A 21,691-nucleotide genomic window follows, 5' to 3' on the forward strand; every position below is an offset into this window, starting at 1 on the left:
GGGGTTACCGCCAGTAACGCACTGGTGGATGCACAGTTGGAGGGGACATGGCGGAGTTCACCATGGAGCTCAACGACGACCAGAAGCAGGTCCGGGACTGGATCCACGGCTTCGCCGCCGATGTCATCCGGCCAGCGGCCGCGGAGTGGGACGAGCGTGAGGAGACCCCGTGGCCCGTCATCCAGGAGGCCGCCAAGGTCGGGATCTACTCCCTCGACTTCTACGCCCAGCAGTTCTTCGACCCGACCGGCCTCGGCGTTCCCATGGCGATGGAGGAGCTGTTCTGGGGTGACGCGGGCATCGCCCTGTCGATCGTCGGCACCGGGCTCGCCGCCATCGGCGTCCTCGCCAACGGCACCGAGGAGCAGATCGGCACTTGGATCCCCCAGATGTACGGCACCCCGGACGACGTGAAGGTCGCCGCGTTCTGCTCCTCCGAGCCGGACGCCGGCTCCGACGTCGGCGCGATGCGCACCCGGGCCGTCTACGACCAGGCCGCGGACGAGTGGGTTCTCAACGGCACCAAGACCTGGGCTACCAACGGCGGCATCGCGAACGTCCACATCGTCGTCGCCGTCGTCGACCCGGAGCTCGGCACCAAGGGCCACGCCTCCTTCATCGTCCCGCCGAACACCCCCGGCCTCTCCCAGGGCCAGAAGTTCAAGAAGCACGGCATCCGCGCCTCGCACACCGCCGAGGTGGTGCTGGAGGACGTACGGATCCCCGGGGCCTGCCTGCTCGGCGGCAAGGAGAAGCTGGACGAGCGCCTCGCCCGGGCCCGGGAGAAGGCGAAGGCGGCCGGCGGCGACCGGGTGAAGAACGCGGCCATGGCCACCTTCGAGGCCTCCCGGCCGGCGGTCGGCGCGATGGCGGTGGGCACGGCCCGCGCCGCCTACGAGGTGGCCCTCGACTACGCGCGGACCCGGACCCAGTTCGGCCGCCCGATCATCGACAACCAGGGCGTGGCCTTCCAACTCGCCGACATGCGCACCCAGATCGACGCGGCCCGGCTGCTGGTGTGGCGCGCCTCCTGGATGGCCGTCGCGGGCAAGCCGTTCACCTCGGCCGAGGGCTCGATGTCGAAGCTGTTCGCGAGCGAGGTGGCCAAGAAGGTCACGGCGCAGGCCGTCCAGATCCTCGGCGGCAACGGCTTCACCCGCGAGTACCCGGTGGAGCGCATGCACCGCGACGCGGCGATCTACACGATCTTCGAAGGGACGAGCGAGATCCAGCGGCTGGTGATCGCCCGCACCCTCTCCGGCATGCCGATTCGCTAGCGCTCCGCCCCCACCGGTCCTGCGGCCTCGGGCCGGTGGTGGGGGCCGCTCGCACAGTTCCCCGCGCCCCTACGGGCGCGCTCGGGGCACGGTGCCCGCGTTCTCGCGCAGCGGCGTCAGGCAGTGGAGCTTGGTGCCGTCGGCGCTGTACTCGGGCATGGCGAGGAAGTCCCGCGGGCCGCACCAGTCCTGGTCCGTGGGCTGCTTGCTGACGCGGTACTCGGCGTTGGGCGAGCCGCAGTCCGTGACCAGCAGCTTCTGGTGGCGGAGGTCGCCTCCCTCGTTGCGGACGCAGCTGCCGACGATCAGCGGTGTCGGCTTGTCGTCCCCGTCCCCGGCCAGGATGCCGAGCAGCACCAGGGTCGGGAAGGCGAAGGAGACCAGCACGGCCGCGGCGATCACGGTCAGCGCCGGCGGCCGCCGCCACAGCGGCCGGCCCGGGTCCAGCGGGCGCAGGATGGCCCCCGCCGGGGGAGCCAGCCGGTAGTAGGCCGCCCGCGGGCCGAGGTTCATCAGCAGCGTCACGGGCGTGACGAACAGGGACAGCGGACCCCACCAGCCCTGCCAGAGGGTGTCCGACTGCATCCGCCTGTAGGTGGCGAGCCCGCAGTCGCGGCAGAGCGGTCCCTCCGTCCGCAGGAACCGCATCAGGACGACCATCCCCTGGTGCCCGCGCACCGTGCCGGGGGCGGCGGGCATCGACCCGCAGATCCGGCAGTCGTGGACCACGGGCTGCCCCGGCCCGTAGGGGCCCGGCTGCGGAACGCCGTACGGGCCCGGCTGCTGCGGCACCCCGTACGGTCCGGCGGCGGGGCCGGCCGGGCCGGCGGGGCCGGCCGGGCCGGCGGGGCCGGCCGGGCCGAAGGGGGAGCCCTGCCGGGGGTCGTACGGGGGGTACGGGCCCGCGCCGTGCTGCGGGGGCGGAGTGGCCACGGGGTTCTCCTCGGACTGGCGGTGACACGGGTTCGGTGATCACGGAACCCTAGCCCGGAAGGTCAGGTACGCAGCAGACGCGCCACGACCCGCGCGAACAGCAGCCGGGCCGCCGCCGCGACCAGCGGGTCGAACGCCCGGCCCAGCCCCCGCACCCGCAGTTCCTCCCGCCAGCGGACCTCCGTACCGCCCGCGGCCAGCGGGCGCACCTCGATCTCCGCCCAGCCCAGGACCGCGCGCCCGTGCTTGACCAGCCGGGCCCGTCCCGCGGCCGTCCCGGCCGGGGGCTGCCAGACCACGACCTCCATGGGGTCGTCGAACGTGATCCTGCCCACTCCCGTCCGGGCCGTGAAGCGCGTTCCGACGTGCGTGGGCGGCACCGTTTCCATGATCGTCCGGGTGAGCGGGACCTGCGCGCCGTGCCGTTCCCAGTCCGTCAGCCGCCGCCACGCCTCCGACGCCGGCAAACACGTACGGTGAATGATCCGGATACCGGGCATGAGCGCATGGTAGCCGGGCATACACACCCTGAACTGGACCGCCGATATGGGTTCCGTCCGGGGGCGGCGATCAGTAATACTCACGGCCACCGTGGATCGCGGAATCGACCGGGTGACCACCGGCCCTCCCGCACCACACAGCGAGGAGGTGCGCCATGTGCTCCCACCAGCCCCCCTGCCCGTCCGCCGACAGTCCGGACCACGACGCCGCCCGCATTGTGGCCTCCCATCCCGAACAGGGCTGGAGCCTGCTCTGCAACGGCCTGGTGATCTTCGACGACACCGGCGAGCTGCTCCCCGACGGCCGCGTGGTGGAACCCCGCCGCCCGGCCCTGGTCTGAGCGAGGAGGCCGCATGCGCCAACAGCTGATCCGCAAGCCCGTCCCCAAGCCCGCACCCCGAGACCTGGACCTGCGCACACCGTCGGGCAGAACCCTCCCGTACTGACGGGAGCCCACGACAGCAGCAGCACAGGACGTCCGCGGCCCGCCGGCTGCCGGTCAGCCGGTGGGAGCCGCCGCACCACCCCGGAAGGCGCTCTCGAACGCCGCGTCGCCGATCGCCGCGCGGGCCTGCCGCTCGCCCAGTTCCCGTACGGCCGTCAGCGAGGGTGAGCCCATCTGGGGCCGCCCCACCGTGCGCCACCAGGCGTGCCCCGTGCCCAGCAGCCGGGCCGCCAGCTCCCCGTCGCCCAGCGCCGCGACCGCCGCCGCGAGCAGGTCCAGGCCGAGCGCGATGCCGATACGGTCGCCGAGCAGCCGTTTCCCCGACAGCATGGCCCGCACGTGCCGGGACGCCTCCTCGTGATGGCCCAGCCCGAGCGCCGCCACGGCCAGCACGTAGTCCGCGTACGCGCGCAGCCACCGCTCGTCCAGGTCCGCGCACGCCTCGCGCAGCCCCCGGGCCTCCTCGGCCGCCTCCTCGTACCGCTGGAGGTCGCACAGGGCGTAGCAGGACACGAGCCGGCACATCAGCAGGCCGGGGCTGTCCTCCCGGCCCCCGATCCGGGCCCGCCCCCGGGGGCCCGCCACCTCCAGCGCCCGCGCGGGGTCCCCCGGCAGCAGCAGGGACACCGAGAGCAGGTGGGCGGCCCGCAGCCGCGCCTCCTGGTCCGCCGTCGCCTCCGCGATCCGGGTGCACTCCTCGCCGAGCTCGCGGGCGGTGGCCATGTCCCCCCGGAGGACGGCGGTCAGCCCGAGCGCCCACACCCCCTGGACGTACCCGGGCGCCTGCTGCGGGGCGGCCCGCAGGGCCCGTTCCAGGAAGCCCCGGCCCTCGTGGACGTGTCCGCAGGAGAACCAGAAGAACCACAGGGCCCCCGCCGTCTCCAGCGCGGCCCCCGGGTCGGTGCCGAGCAGGTGTTCCAGCGCCGTCCGCAGCTGCGGGTGCTCGATGGTCATCCTGCGGTACCAGTCCACCTGGCGCGGGCCCATCCAGCCGCGGTCCGCGGCCCGGCTGAGCGCCGCGTACCAGTGGGCGTGCCGGTCGGCGACCGCGCGCACCTCGCCGAGCTCGGCCAGCCAGTCGTGGCCGTACTCGCGGATCGTGTCCAGCATCCGGTAGCGGGCGCCGGCGCCCCGCTCCTGCGTCCGCCGGACCACCGACTTGGCCACCAGCCCGGCCAGCACCCGCTCCACGCGGGCCGCCGACAGCGGGCCGCCCGAGCAGACCGTCCGGGCCGCGGCCACGTCGAAGTCGCCGGTGAAGACGGACAGCCGGGCCCACAGCAGCCGCTCCACCGGCTCGCACAGCTCGTGGCTCCAGCCGATCGCGGTGCGCATCGTGCGGTGGCGGGGCATCAGCGTGGACGTCCGGTTGTCGGAGAGCACGTCGAACCGTGCGCCGAGGCGCTGCGCCATCTGCTCCAGCGTCCACATCCGCAGCCGGGCCCCGGCCAGTTCCAGGGCGAGCGGGATCCCGTCGAGGCGCCGGCACACCTGCGCGGCCAGGGCGGCCCGGCCGGGGTCGTCGAAGGCGGCCGCGGCATCCGGGGTCGCGGCGAGGGCGGCTGCCCGGAACAGGGCGAGGGCGTCGCTGTCGGGGCCCTCGCAGGGCAGCGGGCAGATCTCCACGACCTGCTCGCAGGGGCTGGCGAGGGGTTCCCGGGAGGTGACCAGGACCGTCAGGCCCGGTGCGGACTGCAGGAGTTCGCCGACGAGGTGGCGGCACTCGGCCACCATGTGCTCACAGGTGTCGAGGACGAGGAGGAGCTCCCGGTCGGCCATCCACGCGCACAGTTCCTCGTCGAGCGGGCGCACCGAGTGGTCCGCCAGCCCGACGGCGTGGGCGACGGTCATGGTGAGCAGGGAGGGGTCGTGCAGCGGCGAGAGGTCCACCCACCACACCCCGTCGGGCCGGGCCTGTTCGCTGTCGGCGACGGCGCGCAGGGCGAGGCGGGACTTGCCGACGCCGCCCACGCCGGTGAGCGTGATCAGCCGGTGGGTGCGCAACAGGGCGTGGAGTCCGCCGAGTTCGTCCTCCCGGCCGATGAAGCCGGCCGGTTCCGGCGGCAGCCTGCCCGGTGCCTGGTTTCCCGCTGGACCGGGGTCGCCGTCCGCGGAATCCGCCCGTCTGTTGTTGAACGAGTACTCTCCGAACACGGAAGTATTGTGCGTGATCTTCCTTACCCGACGTGCCGTTCCGTCCGTATCGCTGTCACGTCACCGGTACGGGTGCTTCCGCTCTCACCCGGCCAGCACGACGTGCCGCTGCACCGAGAACGCCCCCCAATTGCCGTCCGGCAGGCGGGCCCTCAGTTTCAGCTCCCAGGCCGTGCCGGGCGGTTCGGCCACGCCGAGCCGGTGTTCCATGCGGCCGCCGGCCACGGCACCGGCACCGAATTGGATGACGGTGACGGGCCTGCCGTTGACGTGGAGCTCGTACTCCGTGGTCGGCCGGCCCGTGTCGGGGGCGGTCCAGGCGAGGGTGACGGTGCCGGGGGAGGCGTCGGCCGTGAAGTCCGCGGGTGCGGTGCCGGGGCCGCGGCCGGGCGCGGGCGCGGTGGTGACCTCGGCCGCCGGGCCGTCGGGGGAGGAGTTGTCCGCGCCGTCGCGGGCCCGGACGGTGAAGGTGTAGGCGGTGTCCGGCTGGAGGCCGGTGAGGGTGGTGGAGGTCTCGGCGGGCCCGGCGGTGTGGATGCGGACGCCGCCCTGGTGGACGTCGTACGCGGTCACGCCCGTGTCGTCGGAGGCGGCGGACCAGGAGACCACGGCCGAGCGGGGGCCGTCGGCGCGGGCCGTGGTGCGGTCCGGGGCGGTGGGGGGCGTGCGGTCCTCGGCGCGGGCGGCGGGGGTGGTGGCCGCGGCCTCGGCGCTGGGGGCGGAGGTGTTCCCGGCGGCGTCGCGGGCCCGGACCGTGAACGCGTACGCGGTCCGGGGGGCGAGGCCGGTGACGTCCACCATGGTCCTGTCCGCCGGGAGTTCGCGTATGAGCCGCCCGGCCTCGAAGACCTGGTAGTTCGTGACCCCGTCGGCCGCGGGGGCCGCCTGCCACATCACGTGCACGGAGGTGGCGCTGCCGGCCTGCGCGGTGATCCCGGCGGGGGCGGCCGGGGGCGTGGTGTCGGCGGAGGTGCAGGCGGTGAGCCCGGCGGCGGCACAGGCGGCCGCGCAGACGGCCAGGCCGAGGGCGGGCAGGGGGGCGGGGCGTCGCACGGGGCCTTCCTCGGCTTCCGCTTCCTCGTGGTCCTCGTAAAGGTCTAGACATATATGGCATGCGGGCGGGCGGCCGGGCAAGACCCGTGCGGCAGGCGGTCCGCGGGAGGCTGCCGCCTTGCCCGGTTCGTCGTCCTCTGATCACCTCTGGCATTATTGCGATCGCTTTGCAATAGCGGCTGACCTAGAGCTGCCCGCAAACGGCAACAACGAAAACGGCAACACCAGGGATGTGTACGGCATGACGGCCCGGACAGCACGGGGAGCGGCCGCGGCAACGCTGGCCGCCGCACTCATCGCAGGGACGGCGGCCTGCACCAACCCCTCCGCGGACCCGGCGGCCGGACCCGGTGGCGGAGACTCCGCCGTCCTCGGCATCGCCACCGAACCCGAGACCCTCAGCCCCCTCCTCGGCTACGGCAAGGACGGCAACTCCAAGGTCTTCGACGGGCTGCTCACCCACGACGCGGACATGAAGCTGCAGCCCGCCCTGGCCCGCTCCCTCCCGGAGGTCTCCGCGGACGGGCTCACCTACACCTACCGGCTCCGCCCCGGCGTGAAGTTCAGCGACGGCACGCCCTTCACCGCCAAGGACGTCGTCTTCACCTACCGGACGATTCTCGACCCGAAGACGAACAACGCCTCCCGGACCGAGCTCGACGCGATCGCGGACGTGGCGCAGCAGGGCGACGACACGGTCCTCTTCACCCTGAAGTACCCCTACGCCCCGTTCGCCGAGCGCACCGTGCTGCCCATCGCCCCCGAGCACATCGCGGGCCGCCAGGACGTCAACAGCGGCGAGTTCGCCACCCGGCCCGTGGGCACCGGCCCGTACGTGCTCACCGGCTGGTCCAAGGGCGAGAAGCTCACCTTCAGGGCCAACCCCTCGTACTGGGGCGGCGAGCCGGCGGTGAAGAAGCTCACCATGGCCGTCGTCAAGGACGACGACGTACGCGCCACCCGGCTCCGCTCCGGCGAACTGGACGCAGCGATCCTGCCGCCCGACCTCGCCAAGGGCTTCGCCCGCGACAAGGCCCGCAGGACCCACGCCGCCACGTCCTTCGACCACCGCAGCGTCACCCTGCCCACCGCCCACCCCGTCACCGGCGACCCCGCGGTCCGCCGGGCCCTGGACGCCGCCGTGAACCGCACGGCCATGGTCGACAAGCTGCTGGAGGGCGCCGGCAAGCCCGCCTACGGCCCCGTCCCCGCCGACAGCCCCTGGTTCACCGCCGGCACCGAGCGCCCGTACGACCCCGACAAGGCGAAGAAGATCCTCGACGACGCCGGCTGGAAGCCCGGCGGCGACGGCATCCGCAGCAAGGACGGCGTCCGCGCCTCCTTCCCCCTCTGGTACACCTCCGGCGACAAGATCCGCCAGGACCACGCGCTCGCCTTCGCCTCCGACGCCAAGAAGGCCGGCATCGAGGTCAAGACCGAGGCCGGGACCTGGGAGGTCATCGAACCGAGGATGAAGACGGACGCCGTCCTCGCCGGCGGCGGCTCCCCGGCCGACCCCGACTTCGACCAGTACCCCCTCCTGCACTCCTCCCTCGCCGGCGACGGCTTCAACAACATGGCCCGCTACGCGAACCCGGCCGTCGACCGCGCCCTCGACGACGCCCGCAGGAGCGGCGACCCGGCAGCACGCAAGGCCGCGTACGACACCGTCCAGCGCGAACTCGTGGCCAACCCCGGCTACGTCTTCCTCACCCACATCGACCACCTGTACGTCGTGGCCGACCGCTGGGAGGGCCCGAGCACCCAGGTCGAGCCGCACGACCACGGCCTCGGCGCCGGCCCCTGGTGGAACATCGAGCACTGGAAGCCCAAGAAGCAGTGACCCCCCGCTCCGGCCGCCTCCCCTGGGCGCCGATGGCACGCATGGCCGGGCGGCGGCTCCTGCTCGCCGCCCCCGTCCTGCTCGCCGTCACCTTCGCCGTCTTCGCCGTCGCCGCACTGTCCCCGTTCGACCCCGTCAAGGCCTACGCCGGCACCGCCGGCCTCACCGCCACCCAGGCCGAACTCGACCGGCTCCGCGCCAACCTGGGCGCCGACCGGCCGCTCGCCGACCGCTGGTGGGACTGGCTCGCCTCGGCGCTCACCGGCGACCTCGGCACCTCCGCCGCCCTGCGCCAGCCCGTCACCGACGTGATCGCCGAACGCGTCGGCTGGTCCGCCCTGCTCGCCGCCACCGCCTTCGCGGCGGCCGTCCTGGCCGGGACCGTCCTCGGCGCCCTCGCGGCCCGCCGCCCGGGCGGCCCCCTGGACCGGGCGGTCTCCGCGCTCGCCTACACCCTGGAGGCGGCCCCGGCGTTCTGGCTCGGCCTCCTCGCCGTCTGGCTGTTCTCGGTACGCCTCGGCGTCCTCCCCTCCGGCGGCCTGACCGACGCGGACAGCGACGTCGTCACCGCCGGACAGGTCGCCCGCCACCTCGTCCTGCCCGCACTCGTCCTCGGCCTGTCCCAGCTCCCCTGGTTCATCCTGTACGTCCGCCAGGGCGTGGCCGACGCGCTCGCCGAGGACCCCGTACGCGGGGCCCGGGCGCGGGGGCTGAGCGAGCGGCGGGTCCTGCTGGGCCATGGCCTGCGCGCCGGAATGCTGCCCATGCTGACCCTGATCGGCTCGCGCGTACCGGAGCTCATCACCGGAGCACTGCTCGTGGAGACCGTGTTCAGCTGGCCGGGCATCGCCGCCGCCACCGTGCAGGCCGCGACCTCCGTGGACTTCCCGCTGCTCGCGGCGCTCACCGTGCTCGCCACCGCCGCCGTCCTCGCCGGCAACCTGCTCTCCGACCTGCTGTACGGGCTCGCCGACCCGAGGGTGGGCTTCGATGGCTGACCCGCGCCCCGCCGACGGGGCCGCGGAGGCCGTCGCCGTGGTCTGGCGGCCGGCCGGGGGAGGCCCGCGCGGCCGCCTCGGCCGCCTCGGCCGCCTCGGCCGCCTCGGCCGGACCGGACCGCGACCCGCCCGCCGCCTGCGCGCGGCCGTCTGCGCCGCCCTGGCCGCCGCCGCCGTCCTCGCCGTGCTGCTCGTCCCGCTGCTGGTGCCGTTCGACCAGCAGGCCGTCGACCTGTCCGCGAAGCTCCTGCCGCCCACCCCCGCCCACCCGTTCGGCACCGACGACGTCGGCCGCGACCTGCTGCTGCGCTGCGTCCACGGGCTGCGCGTCTCGCTGCTCGTCGGGCTCGTCGCCGCACTCGCCGCCACCGTCATCGGCACCGCCGTCGGGGCCGCCGCGGGCACGCTCGGCGGGTGGACCGACCGACTGGTCATGCGGGTCGTGGACGGCTTCGCCTCCGTCCCGCACCTGCTCCTCGGCATCTTCGTCGTGGCCCTGTTCCGGCCCGGGGTGTGGCCGGTGGTGGTGTCCGTCGCGCTCACCCACTGGCTGTCCACCGCCCGGATCGTGCGCGCCGAGGTGCTCTCGCTGAAGTCCCGGCCGTATCTGGACGCCGCCGTCTCCGGCGGCGCCTCCCGGTGGCGGGTCGCCGTCCGCCACCTGCTGCCCGGGGTGCTCCCGCAGGCCGGGCTGGCCGCCGTGCTGATGGTGCCGCACGCCATCTGGCACGAGTCCGCGCTGTCCTTCCTCGGCCTCGGCCTGCCCGCGCACCAGGCCAGCCTGGGCAGCCTGGTGCAGGGCGGCCGCGGCTCCCTGCTCGCCGGGGACTGGTGGCCCACCCTGTTCCCCGGCCTGTTCCTGATCGTGCCCACCCTCGCGATCGCCGGGCTGGCCGGAGCCTGGCGCGACCGCCTCAACCCCCGCCGCCGCTCGGAGCTGATGCTGTGACCGCCGCCCCCACCGCCGACTCCGGGGTCGCGCCCGCCGCCGGCGCTGCTCCCGCCGCCGTTCCCGGTGCCGACGCCGTGGACGGCGCCGGTGTGCCCGTGCTCGACGTGCGCGGCCTCGGCGTCCGCTTCCGGATGCCCGGCGGGCGGTACGTGGCCGCCGTCAGCGACGTCTCGTTCCGGCTGGCGCCCGGCAGCTGCCTGGCCCTGGTGGGGGAGAGCGGCTGCGGCAAGTCCGTCCTCGCCTCCGCCCTGCTCGGACTGCTCCCCGGCAACGCCGAGACCACCGGATCCGCCCTGCTCCCCGACGGGCTCGACCTGCTCGCCGCCGACGAGGCCGTCCTCGCCCGCACCGTCCGCGGCCGCCGCATCGGCCTGGTCCCGCAGAGCCCCGCCGCCCACCTCACCCCGGTCCGCACCGTCCGCGCCCACCTGGAGGAGACCGTCCGCGAACTCGCCGACCCGGCAGCCGACCCGGCGGCGCATCCGGCGGCCGGCCCCCCGTCCGGGCCCCGCACCGGCATCGCGCGCCGCCTCCGCCCCGCCGGCCGCGCCCGCCGACGGGACCGGCTGCGGGCCGCCGCGGAACGGGCCGCCCGCCGGGCCGCGTTCCCCGAGAGCCACCTCGACCGCCACCCCCACGAGCTCTCCGGCGGGCTCGCCCAGCGCGCCGCCACCGCCCTCGCCCTGATCGGCGACGCCCCGCTGCTCCTCGCCGACGAGCCGACCACCGGCCTCGACCGCGACCTCGTCCACCGCACCGTGGACGAACTGCGCGCCCACACCCGGGAAGCCGGCCGCGCCCTGCTGCTGATCACGCACGACCTCGCGGCCGCCCGCCGGATCGCGGACACCGTCGCCGTCATGTACGCCGGCCGGATCGTGGAGACCACCGGCGCCGACGCGTTCTTCGGCACCCCCGGCCCGCGCCACCCGTACGCCCGCGGCCTCCTCGACGCCCTCCCCGAGCGGGCCTTCACCCCCGTCCCCGGCGCCCCGCCCGAGCTCGGCGCACTCCCGCCCGGCTGCGCCTTCGCCGCCCGCTGCACCCGCGCCGACGCCCTCTGCCGCACCGAACGCCCCCGGTTCACCGAAGGGCTCGCCTGCCACCATGCTTGAGCTGACCGACATCACCGCCGGCTACGACCGCCGCCGGCCCGTGGTCCGCGGCGCCCGCCTCGCCCTGCACCCCGGGGAGTCCCTCGGCCTCCTCGGGCCCAGCGGCTGCGGAAAGTCCACCCTCGCCCGGGTCGCCGCCCTCCTGCACCGCCCCGACCGCGGCACCCTCACCCTCGACGGCCACACCGTGACCGGATTCCGCCACCGGGCCCCGCGCGGCCTGCGCACCGCCGTCGGCGTCGTCTTCCAGCAGCCCCGCCTCTCCGCCGACCCCCGGCTGCGGCTGCGCGACCTCGTCGCCGAACCCCTCCGGGCGACCGGCCGCCGCCGCGAGGCCGCCGCCGCGGTCGCCGTACTCGCCGAGCGGGTCGGCCTCGGCGGGGACCTGCTCGACCGGCGCCCCCACGAGGTCAGCGACGGCCAGCTGCAGCGCGCCTGCCTCGCCCGCGCGCTGGTGCTGCGCCCGCGCTGGCTGGTGTGCGACGAGATGACCGCGATGCTCGACGCTTCCACCACGGCCGCCCTGGTCGGCGTGGTCGAGGAGTACCGGGCCGAGACCGGCGCGGGGCTCCTCGCCGTCGGCCACGACCCCGTCCTGCTCGCCCGCTGGTGCGACCGTACGACCCGCTGGGACGAGATCGTCAAGCACTGACCGGCCGTCACGGACGGTCAACACCCGTACGGCGGACACGGGTTTCGCCCGTCAGCACCCCCTCCTGCGCCACCATGGCGCCGCACAAGGAGGAATCTGTGGTGATCTCGCTCTCCGTGGCCGTCCTGCTCCTCGTCCTGGCATGGATCTTCATGCGCAGCGGCGGACTCAAGTTCTCCCACGCCCTCATCTGCGTCCTGCTCGGCTTCCAGCTCGCGAGCAGCAGCGTGGCGGCGACCATCCACGACGGACTGGCGGCCACCGCCCAGGCCGTCTCCGGCATCGATCCCTGAACCGGCGCGCGGCGCGGCCCCCGCGGGCGACCGTTGCGCCCTCGTGAATCCTCCCCGGCACTGATCGCCATGACCGTCCTGTACGGGGCCGCCCCGGCGCAGGCGGAGGAGATACCCAAGGCCCCCGGCCACCGGCTGGTCGAGCGGTACGAGGACAGCCCGGCGGCGGCCGCGTCGCCTTCGACGCGGGCGGCCGACCCGCCTCGACGACCAGGACCGCGCCGTACCGGCCGACTCCCGCCGGCACGTCCTGCGTCTGTCGCACTCCCGGAACCCGGACGGCAGCCGGCAGTTCACCGTCGACGACGACTGGGACCTCACCGGCCACGTCCCGCACGACTGCGCCTCCTGGGCCGACCCCCGGCCCGGCGGCACCTGCGCCCCCGTCACCTCGGCAGCTGACGGGCACGGGGCCGCTGTACGACAACAACCGGGCCCCGATCGCCCCCGGCCCGGACGGCACCGCGTACGTGGGGGTCTTCAACGGCATCGTCGCCGTCCGCGACGGGGACTGACCGCAGGGCGCGGGCGGGGCGGCCGACACGCCCGTACCGTCCGCGCCCGGCACCGGCGGATGGTTCACTGGCGGGCATGCCCTTCGAGAACTACGGCGTGCTGTCGGGGACCCTGCACCGCCACTTCCGCGACCGGCCCGACGACCAGGGCCGCTGGTTCCACGTGAACCTGGAGGTCGACGCGCCCGCCGGCCGCTACAAGGTCGCCGTCGACGTGGACAGCAAGAAGTCCGCGGTGGGCGTCGAGTGGAAGGTGCTCACCCTGCACCCCTCGGTGCTGGAGCCCGTGGACGCGCCGGCCCCCGGCTACCACGACCTGGACCGCAGCTCCGGGTCGGGGGCCATCGACTACCTGCGCCACCCGGCCCTCGCCGACCACCCGGGCTGCCTGTTCCTGCCCCGCCCGCCGGCCTGGATCCAGCGGATCCGGGAGCGGATCAGCCCGGCCCGCCCGTGGACCGCGGGCAGCCACCTGGAGGCCTCGGCGGCGCTGGAGCCGATCCTGGTGCCCGGCCGGCCCGTCCTCGTCTTCGGGGAGCCTTTCGACACGGGGCTCGGGATGCACAACGTCCACCAGAACCAGGGCGACCCGTACGGCAGCCAGTGGTGGGAGGAGAACGGCATCTGGCAGGACGGGGCCACGATGACCCGCCGCGGCGACGGCCGCTACGACGTCTTCCTGTCCCGGTTCTCCACCCAGTCCGGCGCCACCGACGACGACGGCCACCCCCTCCCGCCGCCGGGCACGGCGTAGGCCCGGAAGCCGTCCGCCCCGGGCGGCGGTCCACGGCGTGGTACCGGGGAGCCGCCGCCCGGGGCGGAACCGGGGGAAGGGCCGATCAGGCGCGGGGCGGGACCTGTGCCGGGCGGCCCCGGCCGCGGGTGAGGGAGTAGCCGAAGACGCCCGCCAGGGCGGCGAGTACGCCGCCCGCCGCGGTCCAGATCCAGCGGTCGGACCAGCGGCCGCTCGACCAGCCGCCCTCCGGCTCGCCGACGGCGGCCGGCGGCTGCTTCCCCTCCTTCTTCGCGGCCTCGACCGCCGCGGCGCGGGCCGTGATGCCGGGGACGAGCGGCTCGGCCACCGCGCCGTCCGCGGCGAACGCGCCCCCGGTGTCGTCGACGTCGGCCCGCAGCTCGGCCCGCACCTTGCGGCCGAGGTCCTCCTGGGCCAGGTTCACCGCGGTCAGGCGCACGTAGTAGCTGCCCGGCAGCGGGTCGTTGGCCCACGCCTCGGCGCCCGGGCGGACCGTGCGCAGCGTGCAGGACAGCTCGACCGCCGCGGCCTCCTTGGCCGCCGCCGCGGCCTGCGCGGCGTACGTGCACGGCTGCCGGCGGCGCAGGCCGTCGTACACGTCGAGGCGCCACGTCGACGCCGCGTGCCGGGACGACGCCTCGGGCAGCTTCACGGTCGCCTTGACCGTGGCCCGCTGCCCGGAGTCCAGCGGCAGCACCCAGTACAGGTAGTCACCGGTGGCGGCCTCGGCCGTGGCGACCTGGCCCGGCTTGACCGGCGTGGCCGTGCGGAAGGCCGTGCCGGCCTCCGTCGGGCCGGAGGCGGCCCCGCTCGGGCTCGCACTCGCACTCGCCGAGGGGGTGTTGTCGGCCGCGGCCGTGCCGGCCGCGGCCAGGACACCGCCGGCGGCCAGCACCGCGGCGGTCGTCACCATCCGTACGGTTCGCATCAGTTGGTCCTCCAGACCGAGACACGCCAGCGGGAGATCCAGCCCCACACCAGGCCCGCGAGCAGGCCCGCGAGCATGAGGACGCCGAGCAGCCACCAGCCGCGGCCGAGGCCGAACGCGGCCACGTCCGCGGTGTCGTCGGGGCCGTCCACCACGTCGATGGTCAGCTCCACCGGCATGCCCGGGGTCGTCTTGACGGAAGCGGGCGCCGAGAAGGAGTTGCTGACCTGGAGGCAGACGGTCTCCGCGACCGGCTTGCCGTCCCCGGCCTTGCCCTCGCCCTTGCCCTCGTCCCCGTCGGACTCCGCCTTCGGGTAGCGCAGACCGGTCGAGATCGCGTCGGTGCGGCCGTCGCCCGCCTCCGCGCCGCGCACGATCTCGCGGCCGTGGACGGTCGTGGCCCGCAGCAGCACGCCGTAGTCGTTGTTGACGGCGCGGTCGACGCCGATGCTCACCGAGGCGCGCAGCTCCTGGCCGGGCTTGACGTCCACCTGGTACCAGCGGTGCTCGCCGAAGGCCTCGCGGTCGGTGTACAGGCCGGCGCCCAGCTTCGGGGCGCCCTGGCACTGCTTGGCGCCCTCGGTCGCCACCGGCGTGACGACGGGGGCCGCCGCCCGGTCCACGAGCTGCTTGACGCGGCCGGAGAGTTCGGCGGTGTGCTGCACCGCGGTGTAGGTGCCGCCGGTGGCCTCGGCGATGCAGACCAGCTGGTCGCGGGTCTTGGCGTCGGGGACGAGGCCGAGCGTGTCGATGACCAGGTGGATGCCCTGGGCGGCGATGTCACGCGCCACCTCGCACGGGTCGAGTGGGGCGCAGGTGTCCTCGCCGTCTGTGATCAGCACGATCCGCCGGGTGGCGTTCCCGCCCTTGAGGTCCTCGGCCGCGCCCAGCAGCGCCGGGCCGATCGGGGTCCAGCCCGTGGGGGCGAGGGTCGCCACGGCCGTCTTGGCCTCCACCCGGTTCAGCTTGCCGACCGGGTAGAGCTGCTTGGTGTCCTTGCAGCCGAGCTGCCGGTCGTCGCCCGGGTACGTCGCCCCGAGCGTCCGTATCCCGAGCTGCACCTCGTCCGGCGTGGCGTCCAGGACCTCGTTGAAGGCCTGCTTGGCCGCCGCCATGCGGGACGTGCCGTCGATGTCCGTCGCCCGCATCGAGCCGCTGACGTCCAGCACCAGCTCGACCTTGGGCGAATCCTTCCCCACCGGTTCGCCGGCCGCCGCGCTCGCCGGGAACAGCCCGACCGCGAGCGTGGCCAGCAGGCCGCACGCCCCGGCCGCCACCCATTTTCTTGTGATCATCGCCGGATCGTATTGAGGATCGAGCGGCAAGCCAAACCGTCCGCTGCGGGCCGCACCGCCCGCGACTACCCTGGAGCAGGGGGTGATGTGCCAGTGTGCCCGGCCCGGAGGCGACCCCATGAGACGACGCCATCACTTCCACATCGACCATGCCGGGCATTCCGTCAGCGCGACCGTCCAGACGGGGCACCGGGTCGAGGTGGAGGTCCTCGTCGACGGCAAGGAGACCGGCCACGCCACCACCCACGGTGACCGGCCCGTCTTCGTCCACGTGGAGCTGCCGACCGTGCCGCCGACGCCGGTGGTCGTACGCGCCACACCGGGCCCCGGCGTCCCCCGCTGCGTCCTGGAGGCGCCCGACGCCGCCCAGCCGCTGGTGATGTCGCCCCGGCCGTACTGAGCGGCACGCGCGGGCCGGGGCCGGGGCGCGTGCCGCTCGGGGTCGGGTCCGGCGTCAGGGCCGGGCCGGGGTCAGGGCCGGGCGGGCGTCAGCTCGCCTGGAGGGTGACGTCGTCCACGACGAAGGAGGTCTGCAGGGACTGGTCCTCCGTTCCCTGGAACCTGAGGGTGACGGTCTGGCCGGCGAACCGGGACACGTCGTAGCTCTTCAGGACGTAGCCCTGGGCCGCGTCCGTGTTGGAGAGGGTCTCCAGCGTCTGGCCGCCCACGGAGACGGTGAACCGGTCGTAGACCACGTCCTCGTATTCGTCGGTGTCGATGTGCAGGTGGAAGGAGAGCCGGGCCGTGGCGCAGCCCGCGGGCAGGGTCAGCGTCTGCGCGGCGCTGTCGGTGTGCGTGCTGCCGTAGCCGTTCAGCCAGGCCATGTACGAGCCGCTGTGCGGGACCTGGCCGGACTGGTTGGTGATGACGCCGGTGGTGGCGGTCCAGGGGCCGCTGCCGTTCTCGAAGCCGCCGTTGACGACGACCTGGCGCGGGGTGCAGCTGCCGCCGCCGCCCCCGACGGTCAGGGTGTAGGTGGTGGTGTGGCTGACTGTGCCGGTGCCCGTGACGGTGAGGGTGTACGTGCCCGCCGCCGTGCCGGAGCCGACCTGGACCGAGAGGGTCGAGGAGCTGCCGGACTGGACGGACGCCGGGTTCAGCGTCGCGGTCACGCCCGCCGGGGCGCCGGTGACGGTGAGGGCGACGGTCTGCGGACTGCCGCTCACGGTGGCGGTGTTGACGGTGGAGGTGGTGCTGCCGCCGGGCTCGGCGGAGCCGGAAGCCGGCGAGGTGCTGATCGAGAAGTCCTGCGCCGGGGTGCCGCCGCCGACCGCCTGCTTCCAGATCGCGTACGCGACACCGTCCGCGCTGCGGTCCAGGACGGTGGCGTTGATGTTGTTCGCGGTGTCGCAGGAGCTGTGGTAGCAGCCGTCGTACGCGGCGCCCGCGGTGCCGCCCCACTTCGCGGCCTGCGCCGACGTCTTGCGGGCGCTGGCGCCGGCCGCGTAGCCGGAGGTGGGGATGCCGGCCTGCTGGAAGGAGTAGTCGTCGCTGCGGCCCTGGCCCTCGGTGTTCTCCTCGGGCGCGAGGTTCAGCGAGGTCCAGTACGCCTTGAGCGGGGCGGCGGCGGCCGAGTTCAGGTTGTTGATGAAGTAGCCGCCGTTGGGCGAGCCGACCATGTCGAAGTTGTAGTACGCCTTGATGGCGGCCTTGTCGGCGCTGCCGAGCCGGCCCACGTAGAACTCGGAGCCGTTGAGGCCCTGCTCCTCGTCGGTCCACCAGGCGAACCGCACGTGCCGGGTGAGGGCCGGGTTCTTCTGGGCGAGGACGAGCGCGTTCTCCAGCAGGGTCGCCGAGCCCGAGCCGTTGTCGTTGATGCCCGGTCCGGCCGACACTCCGTCGAGGTGCGCGCCGAACATGACGACCTGGTCGGCGGGGCCGCCGGGCCAGTCGGCGATCAGGTTGTTCGACGGGTACGTGCAGGAGGTGCAGGCCTGCTCGGTGACGGTGTACCCGGCCGCCTGGAGCTTGCCCTTCACGTACGCCAGGGACTGGGTGTACCCGGCGCTGCCGGCGCGGCGGTGGCCGCCGTTCTGCGAGGCGATCGTGTTCAGCTGGGTCAGGTGCGCCTGCACGTTGGCCGCGCTGATGTCCGGCGGGTCGGTGCCGGGCGGGGTGCCGCCCACGTTGAGCGCGTAGTCGACGGTGTGCGCCAGGCTCGGGCCCTGGCCCTTGACGGTGACGGTGGAGGCCCCCGGGGCCGTGTTGGCCGAGGCGGACAGGGTCAGCGTCGCGGACTGGCCGGACTGCACGGTGGCCGGGCTGAAGGTGGCGGTCACCCCGGACGGCAGGCCGGACGCGGTGAGGGTCACCTGCTGGGCCTGGCCGCCGGTGGTGCTGGTGGCCACGGTCGCGGTGACCGAGCCGCCCTGCTGGACGGTGCCCGACGCGGGGTTCAGGGCCAGGGAGAAGTCGTCGTTCTGGCCGCTGGGCGTGCAGGTCGGGTCGCCGGCCTGGGCGGGGACGCTGATGGCGTCCCAGGCGGCCTTCGTCTTGACGAAGAGGCCGCAGGTGGCCGGGTCGAGGGACTTGGCGGAGCTGAGGGTCGCCGTCCGGTACTTCTTGTACGACATGCTGCTGGTCTTGAGCAGCATCCCGCCGTAGAAGATCTTGCCGGCGTTCTGGACGCCGACGCCGGTCACCGCGGAGCCGTTGCAGGTGGCGCTGCTCGGCTTGCCGCCGCCCGGGTTGCTGCCCTCGGCCAGCAGGTAGAACCAGTGGTTCAGCGGGCCTGCCGCCGCGTGCACCTCGGTGCCGGGGATCGCGGAGCTGTAGCAGGACGGGTCGTTGTCGATGGCCGACGGGTCGTACATGTTGCGGATCGGCCCGCGGCCCTGGAGGTTGATGACCTCGCCGACCGTGTAGTCCGGGGTGTCGTACGGGGCGGGCTCGTTGGCGTACGCCTCCGTCAGCGCCCCGAAGATGTCACCGGTGCCCTCGCCGAGGCCGGCCTCCTGGCCGGCGGTGCCGCCGGGGGTGGTGGAGTCGATGGCGTGCCCGTACTCGTGGGCCACGACGTCGATCCCGGCGATCCACTCGTTCGCGCTGTTGCGCCCGATGGTGACCGAGCTGCCGTCCCAGTAGGCGTTGAGCTGGTTCAGGCCGACCTTGGCGGGGAAGCCGCGGCCGGAGCCGTTGACCCCGTTGCGGCCGAGCCACTGGCCGAGCATGTCCCACTGCTTCTGGGCGGCGAACATCAGGTCCGCGCAGCCGGTCTCCTTGGAGGTGGGGTTGCCGGTGCCCCAGGAGTCCGAGGACTTCGTGAAGACGCTGCCGGTGCTGTAGTCCGCGCAGCTCAGCCCGGTCCGGTTCGGGTCGCGCAGGGAGTACGAGCCGCCCGAGGCGGTGGTGTCGATCGAGACCGGGCCCGGGCCGTTCCACTTGCTGTTGCCGGTGCCGGCGACGACCTCGTCGTGGCGGTCGACGACCTTGCCGGTCCGGGCGTCCACGAACACGTGCAGCCTGCTGGGCGCGTCCTTGGTGCTCCCGGAGAGCACGGTCTCCCAGGCCAGGTACGGCCGGTCGTCCTTGAGCCGGACGACGAGGCGGCTGCTCTCGGCCTTGTCGACGGTGGCGAGTTCCTTGCGGGAGGTGGCCTCGGCCGTCTTCGCGCTGACGGACGGGGTGGTCGCCACGTCGATCACCGTCGAGGAGGCGGACTGCACGGACCGGACCCGGCCCTGGCCGTCGGCCAGGACCACGGCGTCGCCGCCGACGACGGGCAGGCCGCGGTAGCTGCGCTCGTAGGCCACCGAGTACAGGTCCTGCACCCAGGGGGTGACCAGGCGCCGGTCGTACTGCTGCTGGGCCGCGTTGACCAGGGTGTCGAGGCCGCTGCGGACCGCGGCGTCGGCGGCGGCGACGGCCCGTTCCGCGGGCGTGGCCTGCGTGGCCTGCGTGGCCTGCGGGGGCTTGGCGGACTGGGTGCGTTCGGCGGCGTGCGCCGCGCCGGCCAGCGTGCCGGCGAGGCCGGCGGTCAGCGCCATGGCCGCCACGGAAGCCATCCATCTCGTGGGCTGCAAGAGTCCACTCCGATCGTGTGGGGGGTGGGGGGCTGGCTCTTTCGCCGCCGAGTATGGGCGTGGACATGGCGAGATTGGGACATCCCTGCGGGCATAAGGTCCGCGTTATGTACGCGCCGCATCACGCTTCGTAAGCTGCCGGAATGCAGCTGGAGTTGAGGCATCTGCAAGCCGTCTGCCAGATAGCCGAGGCGGGCAGCCTGGGCGGCGCGGCACGCCGGCTGGGCGTCTCCCAGCCCGCGCTCTCGGCCCAGCTGCGCAGGATCGAGCGGGTCACCGGCGGCGAGCTCTTCGTCCGCGGCCGGTCCGGGGTGGAGCCCACCCCGCTCGGCCAGTACGTGCTGGCCAAGGCCCGCCGCGTACTGAACGAGATGGAGGCCCTCGGCGCCGAGACCCGCGCCATGGCCACCGACAGCCCGCTGCGGCTCGGCTGCATCCTGCTCGTGCTCGTCGACGGCCTGCTGGCCCGCACGGACCTCACCCTGTCCGGCCGGGAGATCACCGTCGACGTCGAGCACTCGGTCACCGCGCTGGTGCGGATGCTCGGCGCCGGCCGGTACGACGTCATCCTCTACGGCGAGGTCAACGACCACGAGGTCGCCCTGCCCCGCGGAGCCCTGGCCAGGACCCTCATCCCCAAGGAGCCGTTCTGCATCCGCATGTCCACCCGCCACCCCCTGGCGGGGCGGGAGACCCTCGATCTCGCCGACCTCGCGGGCGAGCAGTGGATGACCCTGGTCGAGGACGACGACGGCGGCCCGGAGGCGCTGATCGGCGCCTGCGCCGCGGCCGGCTTCGTGCCCTCGCTGCGCTACCGGATCACCGACCGGCAGATGCGCCACCACCTGGTCGCGGCCGGCCGCGCCATCTCCCTCACCCAGCCCACCGCCCCCGCGGTCGCGGGCACCGTGATGCGCCCGCTGCGCGGCACTCCGATCAGCGGCCGGATCCGGCTGGCCTGGAACCGCTCCGCGGTCTCCGGCGCGCAGGCGGACCTCCTCTACCGGGCGGCGGCCGGCGCCTACCTGGCCAACGTGGACAACAACCCCTTCCACCGGGTGTGGTGGGACGCCCACCCGGAGGCCCACCCGGACCTCGGCTGAGGCACGCCCGGCCGCGTTCAGCCGGTGGCGGTCCGTACCGCGTCCACCGCGTCCACCGCGTCGGCCGGCTCGCCGGCCCGGACCAGCCCGGCGACGTGCTCGGTGACCATGTCGAGGATCCCCGCCGCGGCGCGGTCGTCGCCGAGGACCAGGAAGTTGAGGGTGAGTCCGTCCGTCATGGCGGCCAGGTAGCGGGCCAGCACGGGGACCGGGACGCTCAGCTCGAAGCCCGGCTCGCCGCTGACCTGCCCGAGCAGGTCGGCGTACGTGGCGCAGTACAGCTCGTGCTGGCGCCGCGCGAGGTGCTCGAACCCCGGCTGGCGCAGGGCGTACTGGGTGAGCTCGTACGTGAGCATGTGCTCGGCGGGACGGGCGCGGACGTGGTCCCAGTAGGCCCGGAAGCCGGCCCGTACCGTCTCGTGGAGGGTGGCGCGCGGCCGGATCGCCTCCTTCACCACCCCGAGGTAGTGGTCGGTGATCGTCTCGATGACCGACTCCAGCAGCGCCTGCTTGGAGTCGAAGCAGTAGTGGAAGACGCTCAGTGACACGCCCGCCTCGGCGGCGATGGAGCGGGTCGTCGTCCGGGCGACGCCGTCGCGGGCCATCGCGCGGATCGCGGCCTCGGTCAGCTGCCGGCGCCGCTCGGCCAACGGCATCCGTGGCATGCGTGTTCCGTCTCCTTCCGCGGGAGGGTGTGCGCGGGCGCGCCGGTACGCAGGCGGGTGTGCGCGGGTACGCGGGCGGGCGGGGGCGGGCGGCGGGGGGGGGGGGGGGGGGCGGCCCCCCCCCCCGGGGGCGGGGGGGGGGGGGGCGGGCCCCCCCCCCCCCCCCCGGCCCACCCCCCGCCCCAGCGGGGGT

The 21,691-nt window shown here is 74.5% G+C and carries 19 protein-coding genes; 11 read left to right on the top strand and 8 right to left on the bottom strand.

Going from position 1 to position 21,691, the window contains the following annotated elements:
- Positions 1–47: 47 nt before the first annotated feature.
- Positions 48–1,277, top strand: a complete 1,230-nt coding sequence (locus tag ACIQUT_RS08565; RefSeq protein ID WP_403560818.1) for an acyl-CoA dehydrogenase family protein — start codon at positions 48–50, stop codon at positions 1,275–1,277.
- 69 nt (positions 1,278–1,346) lie between these two features.
- On the opposite strand, the gene ACIQUT_RS08570 is transcribed toward ACIQUT_RS08565, so the two are convergent.
- Both ACIQUT_RS08570 and ACIQUT_RS08575 read right to left on the bottom strand, forming a co-directional pair.
- The gene (locus ACIQUT_RS08570; RefSeq protein ID WP_403560820.1) at positions 1,347–2,210 is read right to left on the bottom strand and encodes a hypothetical protein; all 864 of its coding nucleotides are present in this window, start codon (positions 2,208–2,210) and stop codon (positions 1,347–1,349) included.
- 62 nt (positions 2,211–2,272) lie between these two features.
- Complete coding sequence (locus ACIQUT_RS08575) at positions 2,273–2,710, bottom strand: SRPBCC family protein (protein ID WP_403560822.1); 438 nt, start codon at positions 2,708–2,710, stop codon at positions 2,273–2,275.
- 155 nt (positions 2,711–2,865) lie between these two features.
- On the opposite strand from ACIQUT_RS08575, the gene ACIQUT_RS08580 reads away from it, so the two are divergent.
- Positions 2,866–3,051 (top strand): DUF5999 family protein, encoded by a 186-nt coding sequence (locus ACIQUT_RS08580; RefSeq protein ID WP_403560824.1) that lies wholly within the window; start codon positions 2,866–2,868, stop codon positions 3,049–3,051.
- A 159-nt stretch (positions 3,052–3,210) separates the two neighbouring features.
- On the opposite strand, the gene ACIQUT_RS08585 is transcribed toward ACIQUT_RS08580, so the two are convergent.
- Positions 3,211–5,310 carry an ATP-binding protein gene (locus tag ACIQUT_RS08585; protein WP_403560826.1) on the bottom strand — a complete coding sequence of 700 codons (2,100 nt, stop codon included), beginning with the start codon at positions 5,308–5,310 and terminating at the stop codon, positions 3,211–3,213.
- An 84-nt stretch (positions 5,311–5,394) separates the two neighbouring features.
- On the bottom strand, positions 5,395–6,363 hold the full coding sequence (locus tag ACIQUT_RS08590; RefSeq protein ID WP_403560828.1) for a fibronectin type III domain-containing protein: 969 nt from the start codon (positions 6,361–6,363) through the stop codon (positions 5,395–5,397).
- Between the two features lie 241 nt (positions 6,364–6,604).
- Between ACIQUT_RS08590 and ACIQUT_RS08595 the strand changes: the two genes are divergently transcribed.
- The 7 genes from ACIQUT_RS08595 (at position 6,605) to ACIQUT_RS08625 (ending at position 13,485) form a co-directional block, all read left to right on the top strand.
- Complete coding sequence (locus ACIQUT_RS08595) at positions 6,605–8,206, top strand: ABC transporter substrate-binding protein (RefSeq protein WP_403560830.1); 1,602 nt, start codon at positions 6,605–6,607, stop codon at positions 8,204–8,206.
- Positions 8,207–8,238: 32 nt separating this feature from the next.
- Positions 8,239–9,204: an ABC transporter permease gene (locus ACIQUT_RS08600; RefSeq protein WP_403560832.1), complete on the top strand. Its 966-nt coding sequence runs from the start codon at positions 8,239–8,241 to the stop codon at positions 9,202–9,204.
- Positions 9,197–10,153: an ABC transporter permease gene (locus ACIQUT_RS08605; RefSeq protein ID WP_403560834.1), complete on the top strand. Its 957-nt coding sequence runs from the start codon at positions 9,197–9,199 to the stop codon at positions 10,151–10,153. Before ACIQUT_RS08600 ends, ACIQUT_RS08605 begins: the two co-directional genes overlap by 8 nt.
- 134 nt (positions 10,154–10,287) lie before the next feature.
- Positions 10,288–11,271, top strand: coding sequence for an ABC transporter ATP-binding protein (locus tag ACIQUT_RS08610; RefSeq protein ID WP_403561641.1), 984 nt, complete (start codon positions 10,288–10,290; stop codon positions 11,269–11,271).
- The gene (locus tag ACIQUT_RS08615) at positions 11,264–11,923 is read left to right on the top strand and encodes an ABC transporter ATP-binding protein (RefSeq protein WP_403560836.1); all 660 of its coding nucleotides are present in this window, start codon (positions 11,264–11,266) and stop codon (positions 11,921–11,923) included. Before ACIQUT_RS08610 ends, ACIQUT_RS08615 begins: the two co-directional genes overlap by 8 nt.
- 98 nt (positions 11,924–12,021) lie before the next feature.
- Positions 12,022–12,216, top strand: coding sequence for a hypothetical protein (locus ACIQUT_RS08620; protein ID WP_403560838.1), 195 nt, complete (start codon positions 12,022–12,024; stop codon positions 12,214–12,216).
- A 591-nt stretch (positions 12,217–12,807) separates the two neighbouring features.
- Positions 12,808–13,485, top strand: a complete 678-nt coding sequence (locus ACIQUT_RS08625; RefSeq protein WP_403560840.1) for a DUF2278 family protein — start codon at positions 12,808–12,810, stop codon at positions 13,483–13,485.
- A gap of 85 nt (positions 13,486–13,570) precedes the next feature.
- Here ACIQUT_RS08625 and ACIQUT_RS08630 read toward each other — a convergent pair whose 3' ends face one another.
- Both ACIQUT_RS08630 and ACIQUT_RS08635 read right to left on the bottom strand, forming a co-directional pair.
- Complete coding sequence (locus ACIQUT_RS08630; protein ID WP_403560842.1) at positions 13,571–14,413, bottom strand: hypothetical protein; 843 nt, start codon at positions 14,411–14,413, stop codon at positions 13,571–13,573.
- On the bottom strand, positions 14,413–15,708 hold the full coding sequence (locus tag ACIQUT_RS08635) for a VWA domain-containing protein (RefSeq protein WP_403560844.1): 1,296 nt from the start codon (positions 15,706–15,708) through the stop codon (positions 14,413–14,415). The genes ACIQUT_RS08630 and ACIQUT_RS08635 overlap by 1 nt, the downstream gene beginning before the upstream one ends.
- A gap of 118 nt (positions 15,709–15,826) precedes the next feature.
- Between ACIQUT_RS08635 and ACIQUT_RS08640 the strand changes: the two genes are divergently transcribed.
- Positions 15,827–16,108 carry a hypothetical protein gene (locus tag ACIQUT_RS08640; protein ID WP_403560846.1) on the top strand — a complete coding sequence of 94 codons (282 nt, stop codon included), beginning with the start codon at positions 15,827–15,829 and terminating at the stop codon, positions 16,106–16,108.
- Between the two features lie 88 nt (positions 16,109–16,196).
- Here the strand turns inward: ACIQUT_RS08640 and ACIQUT_RS08645 are convergent, their stop codons facing one another.
- Complete coding sequence (locus ACIQUT_RS08645) at positions 16,197–19,712, bottom strand: M28 family peptidase (protein ID WP_403560848.1); 3,516 nt, start codon at positions 19,710–19,712, stop codon at positions 16,197–16,199.
- Between the two features lie 161 nt (positions 19,713–19,873).
- Between ACIQUT_RS08645 and ACIQUT_RS08650 the strand changes: the two genes are divergently transcribed.
- Entirely contained in the window at positions 19,874–20,833 is a 960-nt protein-coding gene (locus ACIQUT_RS08650; RefSeq protein WP_403560850.1) for a LysR family transcriptional regulator, read from the top strand.
- 17 nt (positions 20,834–20,850) lie between these two features.
- Here ACIQUT_RS08650 and ACIQUT_RS08655 read toward each other — a convergent pair whose 3' ends face one another.
- A complete protein-coding gene (locus ACIQUT_RS08655; protein WP_403560852.1) occupies positions 20,851–21,498 on the bottom strand; it encodes a TetR/AcrR family transcriptional regulator in 648 nt (215 codons plus the stop codon).
- Between the last annotated feature and the right edge of the window lie 193 nt (positions 21,499–21,691).

This window comes from Streptomyces sp. NPDC090445, assembly GCF_044769385.1.
Taxonomy (GTDB): domain Bacteria; phylum Actinomycetota; class Actinomycetes; order Streptomycetales; family Streptomycetaceae; genus Streptomyces.